Origin of the sequence: Undibacterium sp. GrIS 1.2 (genome assembly GCF_040544435.1) — a bacterium.
Taxonomy (GTDB): domain Bacteria; phylum Pseudomonadota; class Gammaproteobacteria; order Burkholderiales; family Burkholderiaceae_D; genus Undibacterium.
The window spans coordinates 34,359-48,858 of the sequence record NZ_JBEONP010000016.1 but is presented as its reverse complement, the minus strand read 5'-3'; the positions used below and the strand labels follow the sequence as shown (position 1 = coordinate 48,858).

The 14,500-nt window shown below is 47.6% G+C and carries 13 protein-coding genes and 1 riboswitch; of the genes, 4 read left to right on the top strand and 9 right to left on the bottom strand.

The features are described from left to right. Window positions 1-75 precede the first annotated feature (75 nt). Window positions 76-195, top strand: a riboswitch (TPP riboswitch). A gap of 46 nt (window positions 196-241) precedes the next feature. Continuing rightward, window positions 242-2,452, top strand: a complete 2,211-nt coding sequence (locus tag AAKU61_RS09080) for a TonB-dependent siderophore receptor (protein ID WP_354331527.1) — start codon at window positions 242-244, stop codon at window positions 2,450-2,452. Between the two features lie 132 nt (window positions 2,453-2,584). Here the strand turns inward: AAKU61_RS09080 and AAKU61_RS09075 are convergent, their stop codons facing one another. Next, a complete protein-coding gene (locus AAKU61_RS09075) occupies window positions 2,585-3,127 on the bottom strand; it encodes an AAA family ATPase (RefSeq protein ID WP_354331525.1) in 543 nt (180 codons plus the stop codon). Continuing rightward, on the bottom strand, window positions 3,127-3,717 hold the full coding sequence (gene pnuC / locus AAKU61_RS09070) for a nicotinamide riboside transporter PnuC (RefSeq protein ID WP_354331523.1): 591 nt from the start codon (window positions 3,715-3,717) through the stop codon (window positions 3,127-3,129). The genes AAKU61_RS09075 and pnuC overlap by 1 nt, the downstream gene beginning before the upstream one ends. 187 nt (window positions 3,718-3,904) lie before the next feature. On the opposite strand from pnuC, the gene AAKU61_RS09065 reads away from it, so the two are divergent. Beyond that, entirely contained in the window at window positions 3,905-4,282 is a 378-nt protein-coding gene (locus tag AAKU61_RS09065) for a nuclear transport factor 2 family protein (RefSeq protein ID WP_354331521.1), read from the top strand. Window positions 4,283-4,620: 338 nt separating this feature from the next. Here the strand turns inward: AAKU61_RS09065 and AAKU61_RS09060 are convergent, their stop codons facing one another. After that, window positions 4,621-6,888: a TonB-dependent receptor plug domain-containing protein gene (locus AAKU61_RS09060; RefSeq protein ID WP_354331519.1), complete on the bottom strand. Its 2,268-nt coding sequence runs from the start codon at window positions 6,886-6,888 to the stop codon at window positions 4,621-4,623. Between the two features lie 263 nt (window positions 6,889-7,151). Then, window positions 7,152-8,627 (bottom strand): cobyric acid synthase, encoded by a 1,476-nt coding sequence (locus tag AAKU61_RS09055; RefSeq protein WP_354331601.1) that lies wholly within the window; start codon window positions 8,625-8,627, stop codon window positions 7,152-7,154. Between the two features lie 194 nt (window positions 8,628-8,821). On the opposite strand from AAKU61_RS09055, the gene AAKU61_RS09050 reads away from it, so the two are divergent. Continuing rightward, the gene (locus AAKU61_RS09050) at window positions 8,822-9,274 is read left to right on the top strand and encodes a GNAT family N-acetyltransferase (protein ID WP_354331517.1); all 453 of its coding nucleotides are present in this window, start codon (window positions 8,822-8,824) and stop codon (window positions 9,272-9,274) included. Window positions 9,275-9,298: 24 nt separating this feature from the next. Here AAKU61_RS09050 and AAKU61_RS09045 read toward each other — a convergent pair whose 3' ends face one another. The 3 genes from AAKU61_RS09045 to AAKU61_RS09035 all read right to left on the bottom strand — a co-directional run bounded on the left by AAKU61_RS09045 (window position 9,299) and on the right by AAKU61_RS09035 (window position 12,740). Then, on the bottom strand, window positions 9,299-10,705 hold the full coding sequence (locus AAKU61_RS09045) for a hypothetical protein (protein WP_354331515.1): 1,407 nt from the start codon (window positions 10,703-10,705) through the stop codon (window positions 9,299-9,301). Between the two features lie 239 nt (window positions 10,706-10,944). After that, window positions 10,945-11,757 carry a cobalamin-binding protein gene (locus AAKU61_RS09040; protein ID WP_354331514.1) on the bottom strand — a complete coding sequence of 271 codons (813 nt, stop codon included), beginning with the start codon at window positions 11,755-11,757 and terminating at the stop codon, window positions 10,945-10,947. Next, window positions 11,754-12,740 carry a cobalamin-binding protein gene (locus AAKU61_RS09035; protein WP_354331512.1) on the bottom strand — a complete coding sequence of 329 codons (987 nt, stop codon included), beginning with the start codon at window positions 12,738-12,740 and terminating at the stop codon, window positions 11,754-11,756. The genes AAKU61_RS09040 and AAKU61_RS09035 overlap by 4 nt, the downstream gene beginning before the upstream one ends. 60 nt (window positions 12,741-12,800) lie before the next feature. Here AAKU61_RS09035 and AAKU61_RS09030 point away from each other — a divergent pair, with 60 nt between their 5' ends. Next, window positions 12,801-12,980 (top strand): hypothetical protein, encoded by a 180-nt coding sequence (locus AAKU61_RS09030; protein ID WP_354331510.1) that lies wholly within the window; start codon window positions 12,801-12,803, stop codon window positions 12,978-12,980. 39 nt (window positions 12,981-13,019) lie between these two features. Here the strand turns inward: AAKU61_RS09030 and AAKU61_RS09025 are convergent, their stop codons facing one another. Together AAKU61_RS09025 and AAKU61_RS09020 are read right to left on the bottom strand one after the other, a co-directional pair. After that, a complete protein-coding gene (locus tag AAKU61_RS09025; protein WP_354331508.1) occupies window positions 13,020-13,721 on the bottom strand; it encodes an ABC transporter ATP-binding protein in 702 nt (233 codons plus the stop codon). Continuing rightward, window positions 13,714-14,499: an ABC transporter ATP-binding protein gene (locus tag AAKU61_RS09020; RefSeq protein WP_354331599.1), complete on the bottom strand. Its 786-nt coding sequence runs from the start codon at window positions 14,497-14,499 to the stop codon at window positions 13,714-13,716. The genes AAKU61_RS09025 and AAKU61_RS09020 overlap by 8 nt, the downstream gene beginning before the upstream one ends. Window position 14,500 lies beyond the last annotated feature (1 nt).

The following is a 14,500-nucleotide window of genomic DNA, read 5'->3' as shown; positions in this document are numbered from 1 at the left end:
AATTACCAATAGAGTTGCTAAAGAAGGCTAAAGGAGCCCAAAGAAATAGGCCAATCGTAGTTTATGGTAAAGTACGCGCTTCGCTAGGGGTCCTGCGTCAAAGATAAAGTTTGTTTTTATTCTTGTCTGCAGGTGAGAAATACCCTTGAACCTGATCTGGATAATGCCAGCGTAGGGAAGCGCAAAGTCTCTATCAGTCTCTTTGTTTGCTCCCGCGCTTGCGATAAAAAAAGAGCAAACTATGACAATCGCACCACCCATCTGTATTACACAACGTGTTTCAAAAGTTACTTCACAAGCGACTTCACGCAAGTCATCAGCTCATTCGTTATCAGGTGTTCAAAGCCGCTTGATTCCGCTGACGATGGTCTTGGCAATTGCTCAGGCTTTTACGATCTCTGCTGCCCACGCGCAGAGCGCAGATAAAGCGCTGCCAGAAGTCGTCATTCGCGCTAATAAAACGGATAGCAATAAAAATGATGTGGCAAAAATCGGCGGCTTTGCCGATGCAAAATTATCAGATACGCCAGCATCGATTACCGTCTTCACTCAACAACAATTACAAGATTTAAGCATCCGTACCAGTAGCGATGCGATGAAATTTGATGCCAGTGTCAACGACGCTTATAACGCGGTTGGCTACTCTGAACAATTTTCTATCCGTGGTTTTGCGCTGGATAACACCAGCAGTTACCGCAAAGATGGATTAGCCATACCAGGCGATGCATCTATCCCTTTGGAAAATAAAGAGCGCATAGAAATACTCAAAGGATTAGCCGGATTTCAGGCAGGCTTTGCTACCCCCGGCGGTATCGTGAACTATGTCACAAAGCGCCCAACCACTACGCCATTACGTTCAGTGACGGTCGCCGCCAGTGAGCGCGGCACGCTATACGGTTCGCTAGATTTAGGCGGTCAATCCGATGATCAGCAATTTGGTTATCGCATTAATGCTGCGACAGAAAAATTACGCTCCTATGTAAAAGGTGCAGATGGAGACAGACAATTTATCTCCGGTGCTTTTGACTGGCACATCACACCAAAAGCATTATTGCAGCTGGATATGGATTATCAGAAAAAATCCCAGTTAACTGTCCCAGGATTTCAACTATTTAATGGAACAGATCTGCCTCGCAATGTCAGCGCAGACACAATGCTGAACAATCAACCATGGGCAAAGCCGGTCAGTACCCGTGATAGCAATATCGGCTTACGGTTCGAATATCAATTCAATGACGACTGGCGCGCCTCGTTCTCAGCCAACCGTCATGAATTCAAACGCGATGATTACACCGCATTCCCTTACGGCTGTTCGTCCGCAAACTTATTCCCAGGTTATTGCGCGAATGGTGACTACGATGTCTATGACTATCAAAGCGTAGGAGAATCAAAATCGCCAGTGGCAACGCAGGGAATTTTAAATGGCAAATTCCGGTTAGGCGGTTTGCAAAACACAGTCGCAGTGGGATTTTCGACCTTCCAGCGCCGTGATCGCTTTGGTGACTATGTCTACGATTTAGTGGGCACTAGCAATGTGTTTCAACCTATCGTCGTACCGCAAACGACCAACACAACCGGCCCGGTTCTGTTGCGCAGAACGGATAAAGAATGGTCCCTGTTTGCGCAGGATATTATTGATCTGACCGATACCGTCAAATTGGATATCGGTATACGTCACGTAGCGATCAAGCGTCAGCAAATCGATGCGCCGGGTTACGATCGTAACTACGAATTGCCAAGCGTTGCGCTACTTTTTAAACCACAAAAATCCTGGACGCTGTACGGATCGTACACAGAAGGTTTAGAGCATGGCGGCATCGCCCCGTTCGGTACCAACAACGTCAACCAGATGCTTAATCCGAGTAAATCTAAGCAAGTTGAATTTGGTCTTAAAGCAGATGTGGCACAAGATATTAGTATCACTGCCGCCGTCTTCCACATCACTAAATCGCTGGAATATACCAACTCGGATAATGTCTACGTCAGTAACGGCCACGCAATCCATAATGGACTGGAAGTATCCGCCCAAGGTCGTATCACTCCAGCCTTGATGTTAGGTGCCAGCGTCACTGCATTGGCGGCGCACCAATACGATACCGGCATTGCAGGATTAGATGATAAGCGTGTCACCAATGTACCAGAGTTAAAATCTGTGGTGTATGCAGACTATGCGATTGCCAGCATACCTGGACTCAACATCAACGGCAGTTGGGATTATTCTGGTAACAAGGTGTTTCAACCGGATAACAGCGTCATCGTTCCAGGCTATCAAGTCTTTAATCTGGGTGCACGTTATGTCACCAAAGTGGCTACTGTCGTGACGACTTTACGGTTCAATGTCGACAACGTCGGCGATAAATTTTACTGGCGTGACGTGACGCAATCCTTAGGTGGCTACTTACTGCCAGGCGCACCAAGAACGTATAAAGTATCTGCACAATTTGATTTTTAAAATTTGATTTTAAATACAGCATACAAGCTGTTTAAAATAAAAAAGAGCGGCTCATTTTTAAATGAGTCGCTCTTTTTTCAACCGATATTTTCCATTTAGATTTGAATTGATGACGGATACACTTTTCAACTATCAACTCATCAGGAATGACAACGCGAAACTGACTTGTTCTACCCGTTCTTTCAAACTCCCGCCTACCAGCAAGAACGGCATTTCCCGCTCATCCAATAAGTCCAGCAATTCTTCATGCACTCGCTGCCTTACTGCCGCTGATTCGCGCTGCAAGCCATCGGCAGTCCACGGAAAATCCGGTGCAGTCACTATCGTAAAATCATATTGATGCTGCGCTTCTAAAGCGGCCAGATCAGCGTCAGCTTCACCAAAATAATGGCGACTATACAAAGCGGTCATCAGCGGCGAGGTATCGCAAAATAACCACTGATGGGCTTGTTGAGCGAGTTTATTCTCGCGCTCGACCTGAGTACGAGCGATCAGAATTTGTTCTGCTTCTTTCGGCACGCGTTGCTGCGTCTCGACAAACTCGCGTAAATATTCTGGAACCCATACCGTTTTGTAATGCGCCGCCAATGCCTCAGCAAGCGCTGATTTACCCGAAGACTCGGCGCCTAATATCGCAACTCGATTGATTGAATTTTTGTCCGTCTGACTCGTCATTATTTTTTACTCCAGGCGCGTAAGCCAGCGACCGCCATCACTACAAAAATAGAATACAAAATCGCAGTCAACATCAACCCCTTATGCACGTAAAGGCCGACATACAAAATATCGACGATGATCCAGACGTGCCAGTTTTCGCGTTTTTTACGCGATAACAACAATTGTCCCAATAGACTACCCGCCGTCAAAAAGCCATCGGCATACGGCACATCGGTATCAGTAAATGATTTTAAAAACCACGCTAATACACCGAAGCCGATCAGCCACGCCAAGATCGACCACATACGCTGCATTGACGATAGCCCAGATACGACCAAAGTCGTCGACGTATCGCCTGCCGAACTACCGCGTAACCATAGCCACCACCCCCACAAAGACACAAGAATAAATACCAGCTGCAAACCCATATCGCCATACAATTTAGCGTCAAAAAAGACTAGGCCATATAATCCAGAAGCCAGAATAGAAAACAACCATGCCCAATGAATTTGCTTGATATTCAATGCAACAGTCAGCACCGACAACGCAAAGGAAATCAACTCCAATGCGGTGGTACTAAAACCCAATAACGGGATAGGGTCGTTCATGTTCATAGGGACATTTCTCAAAAGGCGAATTGCGTCATTGCACAGCATTATCTATGATCGTAGCGGTGACATAAAGCACTAATCCAGATAGCCTGGAAATTGACGGAACAAATCAAATCAAATTTATTCGACAAGCCAGGTATTTTCGCAACAAGCTAATGCAGCAAAAAACCGATAAGGAAAAGTAATGACAAATATCCTCTCGCCCGAAGCCGTAGTACAGCAACAATTAGATGCCTATAACGCCCGCGACCTGGATGCCTGGGTAGCAACCTATGCAGATGACGGCAAACAGTTTGAACATCCTGCGACCTTGGTCGCCAGTGGCAAAGCAGAAATCAAAGCGCGCGCCACCATCCGATTTCAAGAACCCAATTTGCACGCCAAACTGCTAAACCGCACGGTGATGGAAAATATAGTGATCGACCATGAAGAAGTGACACGTACTTTTCCAGAGGGCACAGGCACGATCAGGCTGGTCGCTATTTATGAAGTAAAGAACGGGAAAATCCAATCTGGCTCGTTTGTGTTTGGCGAGAAACGACTGGATGTAACTGGGTCTTAAATAGACTTAGCGGACTGGGGTCAGCAAAATAAATGTGCGAAAAAGGCAGTGTGATTTTCGCATTTTCAATACATGCAGGGTACGTTTAACGCACCGCAACAGCGACAAAACCCAAGTATGCTCACCTCAGAATACTTGCACTTATGCATATACTCCCCATATTAATGATTGAAATTGCGCTCTGAATCAAGTAATACATGGACATCTAATATATACCCATTAGGAGTATTTTTTCAATGTGGTGCGTGGAATGCACCCTACGCTGACTAAATGGCAAGACATCCTATCGAAATATCTTGCCTGCGCTAAGTTATTAAAATGTGTAGCCCATATCAATCTCACATCTTCATTTCCAACAAAGCACGCACTGCTACCGTTGTCGGTGTCGTCGTAGTTTGTGTCAAAGAACCAAAGGTGTCTGCGTAACTTGAAGCATTAATATTGTCTTGATGTAGCGCATTTGCTAGCGAGACGCGCAGATTGGTTTTTGGATTAAATTTCCATAATCCGTATAAATCTAAACCGCGCTTTGGTACTGAGTAGCTGGTTTTGTTGGCAGACAAACGTACTGGGCCGCCGTCTTGAAAACTTAGATTGCCGCCGATGGTCAACGGTATTTTATCCAGCTTGTAATCTAAGCCGACGTTGGCGCTGATCGGTGTTTGCGAATCGAGACGATTGTTTGGACCGGGCACTGTTTCCAGATTAGACCAGTTAAACGATAGGTTGGAACGAAAGTCGATTGCAGGCGCGTCCTTCATCACTGAACGTAATGGGAACTTGGCTTCCATCTCAATGCCACGGGTAGTGGCTTGCCCATCATTGATAGGCATATTGGTCCAGATACCGTTGACGTTAGATAGTTGGGTGCGGGTGATGTCGTCAATTCTGCGCATAAATACACTCACACTCATCAAGCCACCGTCGGTCAGATAATGCTCAAACGCAGCATCCAGTCCCCACGCCAATTCTGGTTTTAGATTAGGGTTGCCGATGCTGTCAGGACTGGTTGGACTATTGTTTTCTGAAATATAACGGCGCGGAATCAGACTGCTGGTATCCTGCGCTTTGTAAGTGCGTGTCAGACCAAGGCGTACCTGGTCATTTTTGCTGTCAGGCAGTTTCCATAATGTTTGCAGAATCGGGCTAAAAACGCTGGAACGATTATTGACTTCGGCATAGGTGTTGCCCGTGCTCTTGGTATCGATCCCTTCCCAGCGCAGGCCTGCATAGACTGACCAGCGTTTGGTGACATTCCACTCATCTTGCGCAAATACGGCGATGCGGTTAACGCTGGCATCAAACACTTCATTCAAGTTAAGTGGCGTCACTCCATTGGTAGTGATGTCATGTATCGTCCGAGCTTCGTTTCGCTTGCTATAGGCGCCATCCCAACCAATAGCTAAGGCATGATCAGTCATAAAAGGCGCGGTATATTTACCGCCCCAAGTCAAACCTTTGTCGCTTGCGCTAGTTTGATTTTTTCTATCTAGTATTTCTGACTGATTGATGTCATAGCCTTGCGTGTTCACATCCGAACTACGCTTGTTATAGTTAAAGCCAAGCTTAAAATCCAGCTTGGCGCTATCCGCCATTTTGTGTATCCAGTTCAGATTGGTTCTAAGCATCGCGAACTCAGATTGGATCTGAGTTCGATCACTGACGTAATTCGGCAAAACGCCCAAACTCGTTACCGAACTGTCGGTGCTATTTCCAGAAAAACGGTTAGCGTTGACGAAACTTTGTGTCGTCACGGTATCGCCATTCTCCAGATTAAAATTAACCCGTGGTGACAAGCCTATACCGTTGTAGGTACCCGAATTGTCGCTATACGTGCGACGCCGTAAATTGATATTTCCGCTCGCGTCTGTACCAAGTTCATCCATCCAGGATGGCCTGTCATATTGGCCGTGATTGAACGATCCTGAAATCGAGTACGACATTTTTCCCGCTTTGTCCGACACTTGCCAGTTGGCGTTGACACCGTACTTACCCCCATCTTCCTGCCCGCCTATTTTGAGTTCACTCTGTGCAGTTTGTACGCTGCGCTTCAATACGATATTGATCGCACCAGCAATGGCTTGCGTGCTGTACTCGGCAGTGGCGGCACGGATTATTTCTATCCGTTCGATCAGGTCAGGTGAGATTGAATCTAAAGAAAATCCCGGCGGGCTAGGTTCACCATTCAGCAAAATTTGGTTGTAGCCAGAACCCAGACCACGCATGCGTATCTCGCCTCCACGTCCCTGCACACCACCGATCGTAATACCGGGCAGACGCTTCAGCACATCAGCCACGGTTGAATCACCGTAGCGAATAATGTCCTCCTGTGTGACCACGATTTTGGTTGCAGTATCCTGGCGACGCTCGTCGTAACCTTTGGCACCGCTGACTTCGACTTTTTGGATTTGTTCTTTGCCGGGGGTGGTTGGTACGACTGCTGGCGCAGGTGATACCGATGGCGGACTTGACGGCTTTTGCGGGTCAGCTTGTAGCGGAGCTGATTGCAGCGGCGTTAATTGCTGCGCTTGAGCGCCAGAATTATAGGCAAGCAAAATCGCGAAAGGAAGTAAGGCGAGGCGGAACGGCAGCAGATTAAAGGACATAGTGGTTAGTAGTGAATGTAATTTTTGATAGGGCTGATTTAAGCTGGTAATGCGTTCTCTGTCGAAGCAAGTTCAACCAATAATGGGCAACGAGCACAAAATCAGATACCGGCTAAAAGAGACAAAATGAAGTCTCAATCAAGCGGCTGGACTATATCAGCCAAATATAACAAGAAAATTTCATCTTAAAACTTGTAAGCGAATATAACTGCGATATGACCGCACCAGGCCAATGAAGTTCCAATCGATATGGATAGCTTTTCTTAGTTTTGGCTAAGGCGTGTTGGTAACGCTTGCAAAGCCGCCAACAACGGCACGCAAGCATCAGCGACGCGGTCGATGCTTTGTTCGCGCAATGCGGCCAGATCGACCGTGACTTCGGTCTTTAATCCTGCCCACGCAAGTAATGCAGCGCAAGCTTCTGGGTGATCGAATAAGCCGTGCAGATAAGAACCCAGAATCTGATCATCTGGTGAGCGGCTGCCCTCTAATTCTGCGCTGTCGTTATCTAATACGAACACCGGCTGGGTATCATTGCTGGCGTAGGTGATGCCCATATGGATTTCATAACCGCTGACTTTGGCTGCCTGGTTTTCAATCGAATTTCCATTCTGGTTACCAAACAAGCAGCGACCAGTAACTTGTTGCAGACGTTTGTCTTTGGTCAGTTCGGTGCTGATATCGAGCAGGCCTAAACCGTCAGAATCCCCAGCGATGCCTTCTACCCCATGCGGATCGCTGACGACATGACCTAACATTTGATAACCGCCGCAAATGCCGATAATTTTGCCGCCATAGCGCAAGTGTTTTTCCAACACAGGCTGCCAGCCTTGCTCTAGCAAAAAAGCCAGATCAGCGCGGGTATTTTTACTGCCTGGCAGAATAATCAGATCGGCAGGCGGGATCGCCATGCCGGGGCCGATAAATTGCAAATCAACCTCGGGATGCGCGCGCAGTGCATCAAAATCGGTATGGTTAGAAATACGCGGTATCGCCGGTACGATAATGCGGAATTTGCCTGCACCTTGCTGGCTAGACTGGATCGCATCTTCTGCATCCAGCATTAGTCCGTGCAAATACGGCAGCACTGCCAGCACAGGCTTGCCGGTTTTTTCTTCCAGCCATGTCAAGCCCGGTTCCAACAGACTGATATCGCCGCGAAAACGATTAATCACAAAGCCAACGATACGGTTTTGCTCTGACTCTGACAAACAGGCCAGCGTGCCGAGGAAGTGGGCAAACACGCCGCCACGATCAATGTCAGCCACCAAAATCACAGGACAGTCAACTGCTTCAGCAAACCCCATATTGGCGATGTCACGCGCACGTAAATTGATTTCCGCCGGACTGCCTGCGCCTTCCACAATGATGTTGTCGTATTGCTGTTGCAGCCGGCCATAGGATTGCAGCACGGCTTGCATGGCGATAGTTTTATACTGATCGTAATCACGTGCATTCATGTCGGCGCGTACTTTGCCGTGGATGATAATTTGTGCTCCGGTATCGGAAGACGGCTTGAGCAAAACAGGGTTCATGTCTGTGTGTGCCGGCAAGCCCGCGGCGATCGCTTGCAATGCCTGCGCCCGACCGATCTCGCCACCGTCAATTGTCACAGCACTATTTAAGGCCATGTTCTGCGGCTTCATCGGTACGACTGCTACACCTTGTCTTTTCAGCAGACGACATAAGGCGGCGACTACGGTGCTTTTACCCGCGTCCGAGGTGGTGCCTTGCACCATTAAGGTGGTGATTTTCATAGAATGTGTTATGAGAGATAATAATATACTGGGATTAGTATATATTAGACGTCCAATCATTCACTGGTCAATGAGCGTAAAACTTAAAATATATCGGGGAGTATATTGATTTTTTATATGCTTTAGGCTTGTCTGTATAGTTTATTGCCCTTCATTTTGAGAAAGTATTTAACGTCATGAACAAAACAAATCAGCTTGATCAGCACGCAAGCGCGTACACGATCAGCAATCTGATCCCTTCGATTGAGGTCTATCAAGCCTTGCGATCAGGTGCAGGATTAAGCGGAAAAACGACCGAGGCCGCCAGCAGAGGTTTGCCGAATAGCTTATTTGCGGTTCAAATTATGTTTAACGATCAAGCGGTTGGCATGGGACGTGTCATTGGTGATGGCGGTTGTTTTTATCAGATAGTTGATATCGCCGTGCTGCCCTCGCATCAAGGCAAAGGTTTAGGTAAGCGCATCATGCAGGGGATTGTCGCCTATTTAGAAATGAACGCGCCTGACAGTGCTTACATCAGCTTAATTGCTGACGGCAAAGCACAAGAGTTGTATGCGCAATTTGGCTTTGTACAGACCGCACCGCGTTCTGTGGGTATGGCGTTGAAGCGAACTAAAAAAGAAGCTTAGTGAATTTAAATGAAATGAAGAAGTTTAAGTGCGTCGGTGTAAATCATCCGTGATGGGATCTACCTTTGTGACTGGCTCTACATCGTTGACGATATCTTCTTCTTTCGCCGTATCAATGTCGATGATAGATCCGGTGACGCTATCTTTGACATGGTAAGCAGCAATTGCCGCAGCTAATGCGGGATTGTTTTGCGGTAGTAGCGCTGGATTTTGAAACAACAGATTTAATTGCGATTGAGTAGTCAAGGGCGTGGCATTCACATCCTCAGTCAAAGCAGCATTAGTCGTGCTTGCTAACGGTGCTTGCTGCAGCAAAACTACTGGATTAGTAATTGGAGTAGCGATTGGATTAGTAACAGAACTACTGCTCGCCGAGGTTAGATTCGCAGGGTTAGCAGTGGCCGAATTTGGCGGAACGGTAAGCGACTCAATATCTGCATTAAACTGCAATTGAAGTTGTGATTGTGATGGATTTAAAGTTGGGTTCAAAGTTTGATTTGTCGCTAAACCAGCCTGCTCTGCTAGCGAAGTAAGCTGAGTCGAGATAACCGCAGAGGATGTTTCCAGCAAGGCGGCGCTTAATGCAGCGTCTGCCAAACTACTCAGCGATTGAGCATCCAAGCCTGTATTCAGGCTAAGGTTAGAAAGATTTTGCGTGTTTGTATTGGCATTTAAATTGATACTTGTATTTGTGTCGACTTGAGTCGCACTGATTCCAGCAGCAAAAGTACCGGGATCGCTAGCAGCAGTTGCTGTAGCAGCAGTTAATGCACTAGCCAGAGATTGTGCCGTCTGGGCGACTAAATCCGATGTCACCGCAGGATTGGCGTTGTATGCAGTTTGTAGCGTGTCTGGATTGATGGTCAGTGATTCATTGGTGTTGGAGGTCGTGGTGGCAGAAAAATTAACCCCCAGCTGCGCCAAATCCGACAGAGCATTTCCACCGTTGATAATTGCATTTGATGTGGTGCTGGGCGCTATGTTTAGGGTTGCATTTATTGCTGTATTTGTTGCTGTATTTGTTGCTGCATTTGTTAGTACATCTAAGGCAGCATTTAGCCCGGCATCTGGCGCAGTGATTTGCAAATTGTTGAAGCTATCCACAAAATTCTGGGTACCAGCGAGTAAATCAGTAAAACTAGGATTGCCTGGCACATCGGCTAATTGCTGCAAAGTTGATGCTGCTGCCAGTAATTGTGCAGGTGGAGAAATGTCAACAATAACGGCAGCGTCAGCCTGCGACACTACATTAGTCGTCGGGGCAATGACAGTTTGAGTGCTACTAATAGCATCAGGCGACTTTACTGGATTCACCTCGCTTACATTCGCAGCACTTACGGGCGTGCTGTCTATAGGCTGAATCGCTATTGGCAACGCAACAACTGGCGTCGTCGCTAAAGCCGCTACTGGATTAATGATATTGGTGTCCATATCTGAATCATGCGCTAAGCATACGGCCTGCTCTGTACGCTAACTCACACATACGCGTTTTTGGTAGTTAACAATGTACAAGCTTAGATTTCTGCTTGCTTAGCAAAATTTTTAGTCAAACCTTTGGGTAAATTCTCAGCCGATTCATGAGCGTAATTTTGCGCAACTCTCAACTCGCAACTCGCAACTCGCAACTCTCAACTCTCAACTCTCAACTCTCAACTCTCAATTTTTATGGATCAAATTTCTTGCCAGCGAGAGATTAACGCATGCAACTGTGGCAAGCCATACAAAATCGCGGATGGTCCCGGTGACAAGATATCGGCCGATTTTATCTCGGCTACTAAATCATTTTGTACCGCTGGAATCTGCTGCCAGCCATCGCGCTCTGTCACACTTTTTGCTATGAATTTTTTACCGCACCACGATCCGATGATGATATCAGGCGCGCGTCGCACTACCTCGCTGGGGTCAGCAATGATGCGTTGTTTGGCGCTGTGATGTTGCGCAAACTCAGAAAAAATATCTTCGCCACCAGCGATCTGAATCAGTTCTGAAACCCAGCCTATACCGGACATTAAAGGCTCATTCCATTCTTCAAAATACACTTTGGGCCGGCGCGTCCAGTGCGCGGCTTGCTGTTGAATATGCGCTAGCTGTGTTTGCAAATCAGCGATCAATTCTGCACCTTGCTGTTGCTTACCAACCAAGCTGGCAAGTGCCGCAATCATGCGCAAAATCCCAGCAACCGTATGTTGATTAAAGACGTGTACCTCAATCCCGGCAGCGATCAGGTCCCGACAAATATCCGCCTGCATATTGGAATACGCAATCACCAGATCTGGCTGCACGGCTAGAATACGATCTATTTTGGCAGAAGAGAATCCGCTAATTTTTGGCTTCTCTTGTCTGGCTTTGGCAGGACGGGTGGTATAGCCAGAAATCCCGACGATCAACTCTTCTGCGCCAAGTGCGTATAAGGTTTCTACCGCCTCGGTGGATAAACAGGCGATACGTTGGTAGGAGGATTTAGTCATAGTCATCACGGTCATGGTGTGGAGGATGACTTGACTAGGGCTGTCTTACTGTCAGCTTTATCGTCAATCTTGTTGTCAAGCTTAGTACCGCGTCGATTGCGTGCCTGATCTAATGCTGCACATACCGCTTTGGCACCCTCAATAATTCTTGGTCCGGCACGGTTTAATAAATCGCCATCCACCACGATCAGATTATTGTTTTTGACTGCCAGTAAGTTCTTGATATCCTTCCATTGCTCCAGTCCGCTAGTGGCTTGTAGTTTGCTGTCACCCGTCAAAATCACCTCGGGGTTTTCTTGTATCACTGACTCTAATCCCACCACTGGGGCAGCAGCAGATAGGTGTCCAAAAATATTCTCGCCACCACAAATCCTGATCGCATCACTGACGATATTCTTGTCATTGAGAGTGTAGATAGGTTTACTCCAGACCTGGTAAAACGTTCTGACTTTCGGTTTATTCTGGTAGTGGGCAATAAGCTGGTTGAGTTGCTGGCTAAACTCCGCTGCCGCTATTTGAGCCTGTTTTTCCGTACCAAATAAAGTCCCCAACTTGAGCAAGGTAGCGGGAACATCTTCCAGCTTATGCGGATCACTAAAATAATACGGTATGCCTGATTTACGTAACGGCTCTAACTGACGCTCAAACGCACCATGCATCCAGACCACGAGTAAATCGGGCTTCATCGCAATGATGCGCTCGATGTCGAGTTGACGATTATCGCCAACTCGCGGGATGGCTTTTGCCGCTTCAGGATAGTCGCTGTATTTAACGGTGCCGATCAGATGATCACCTGCACCGGCAGCAAACACTAACTCGGTCACATGCGGCGACAAACTGATGATTTTTTGCGCCGGACGCGCCAGAGTAATCGTCGTCCCCAGATCGTCCGTCACACTAATTGCGGCTCGCGCGATGGGCGTTGCCAGTATGGATATCAATGCGCCGCATAAGCATGCGGCAATCGACAGAGAAGACAGAGTAGTGTTTTTTTTCACGGAATGGTCAGGATATAAATAAAATAGACGAATTGGCGGCATCACTAATCTGATGTAAGCATGCCAACCCGCATTCTATGCTGTCCCGCCACTCCGAGGTTATTTGGCTATCAAATTAGCGCGATAGAATACGCTATTGGAGAAGATGCTGAACAAGCTGCTGAACAAGCTGCTGAACAAGCTGCTGAACAAGCTGCTGAACAAGCTGTTAGGTCATCTTTTGCAAGTCCAGATATCTAGACTTCGTGTCCTCATCTTCCCTTACTTTATGCGACTACTTTATGACACCGCGACCAAGCGACTCAGGGTAGCCGTATCAGCCATCAAACTCACACTAGCCGATTGATGCACGATACGTCCACGCTCCAACACCATCGCATTTTGTGTCATTGATAAAGCCAGTTTGGCGTGTTGCTCTACCACGATGACTGCCATGCCTTCTTCGCTGATCAGCTTGCGGATCACTTGTGCCAGATCTTGCACGATGATCGGCGCTAATCCCTCCATCGGCTCATCCAGCAATAACAGGCTGGGATTCGTCATCAGCGCACGGGCAATGGCGACCATTTGCTGCTCGCCGCCAGAGAGTTGATTGCCCATATTGCTACGGCGCTCTTCCAATCGCGGAAAGATGTCATAAATTTTTTTGATATTCCATGGCCCCGGACGAGCAACAACACTTAAGTGCTCTTCTACCGTCAAGGACGGAAACATATACCGCTCTTGTGGCACCCAGCCCAGACCTGCATTAGCACGCTTATGCGTCGCCATAGGATTGATATCGTTGCCGCGCCACCGTATGCTGCCGCCGTGTCGTTGTGTGATCCCCATCAGGCTGACAAGCAAGGTGGTTTTACCTGCACCATTACGCCCAAGCAGTGCCAGGCTATCGCCTTGTTTCAGGCTGAAAGAAATATCTTCCAGCACGACTGACTCGCCATAACCAGCGGTGAGTTTATCTACGGTGAGTAAGTCAGTCATGCGCTTCTCCCAGATAGACTTCTTTTACCCTTAGGTCTGAGGCGATCTCGGCTGGAGTGCCTTCAACCAATACTTTGCCGCCAACCAGGACGGTAATCCGTTCTGCAAATTGAAATACAAGGCCCATATCGTGCTCAATAAAAAGTATCGTCACCTCGCGCGGCAAACCAGCGATTACTTCAAATAGCTCTGCACTTTCTGCGGAAGGGATGCCAGCTGCCGGCTCATCCAGTAACAATACTTTGGGTTGGGTGGCCAGTGCTAAAGCGATCTCGACTAAACGTTGTTTCCCGTAGGGCAAACTGCCCGTCAATCGCTGCGCCTCTTGCTCCAGTTTGAGCGAACTGAGTAACGCCATCGCCTCTTCTATCGCCAAGGTTTGTTGCGAAACGGTTTTATACCAGACCCGACTATTCCCCTGACGCTCGCAAATGACAAGCACGACGGATTCCAGCACGGTCAATCCCGCAAACAAGGTATTGATCTGAAAAGTCCGTGTCATACCGCGCTTGACGCGCTGATGTTGCGGCAAGCTAGTGATATCTTGTCCGTCTAAAAATACTTGTCCACCAGAGGGCGCGATACTCCCCGTGAGCAAATTGATGAAGGTTGTTTTGCCAGCGCCATTCGGACCAATTAAGGCGTGCCTGCTACCTTTAGTAAATGATAGCGAAATATCGGTGTTCGCTTTAAAAGCGCCCCAGGCCTTGGACAAGCCTTGGGTACGCAATGCAATCTGATTACTTTCTGGCTTAATATTAGACTTTGGATCAGGCATA

What these genes read in the sequence shown, in the direction of transcription:
- AAKU61_RS09080 (WP_354331527.1), top strand. Translation starts at nt 242, where the DNA reads ATGACAATCGCACCACCCATCTGTATTACACAACGTGTTTCAAAAGTT.
- AAKU61_RS09075 (WP_354331525.1), bottom strand. Translation starts at nt 3,127, where the DNA reads ATGACGAGTCAGACGGACAAAAATTCAATCAATCGAGTTGCGATATTA.
- pnuC (WP_354331523.1), bottom strand. Translation starts at nt 3,717, where the DNA reads ATGAACGACCCTATCCCGTTATTGGGTTTTAGTACCACCGCATTGGAG.
- AAKU61_RS09065 (WP_354331521.1), top strand. Translation starts at nt 3,905, where the DNA reads ATGACAAATATCCTCTCGCCCGAAGCCGTAGTACAGCAACAATTAGAT.
- AAKU61_RS09060 (WP_354331519.1), bottom strand. Translation starts at nt 6,888, where the DNA reads ATGTCCTTTAATCTGCTGCCGTTCCGCCTCGCCTTACTTCCTTTCGCG.
- AAKU61_RS09055 (WP_354331601.1), bottom strand. Translation starts at nt 8,627, where the DNA reads ATGGTGCAAGGCACCACCTCGGACGCGGGTAAAAGCACCGTAGTCGCC.
- AAKU61_RS09050 (WP_354331517.1), top strand. Translation starts at nt 8,822, where the DNA reads ATGAACAAAACAAATCAGCTTGATCAGCACGCAAGCGCGTACACGATC.
- AAKU61_RS09045 (WP_354331515.1), bottom strand. Translation starts at nt 10,705, where the DNA reads ATGGACACCAATATCATTAATCCAGTAGCGGCTTTAGCGACGACGCCA.
- AAKU61_RS09040 (WP_354331514.1), bottom strand. Translation starts at nt 11,757, where the DNA reads ATGACCGTGATGACTATGACTAAATCCTCCTACCAACGTATCGCCTGT.
- AAKU61_RS09030 (WP_354331510.1), top strand. Translation starts at nt 12,801, where the DNA reads ATGCCAACCCGCATTCTATGCTGTCCCGCCACTCCGAGGTTATTTGGC.
- AAKU61_RS09025 (WP_354331508.1), bottom strand. Translation starts at nt 13,721, where the DNA reads ATGACTGACTTACTCACCGTAGATAAACTCACCGCTGGTTATGGCGAG.
- AAKU61_RS09020 (WP_354331599.1), bottom strand. Translation starts at nt 14,499, where the DNA reads ATGCCTGATCCAAAGTCTAATATTAAGCCAGAAAGTAATCAGATTGCA.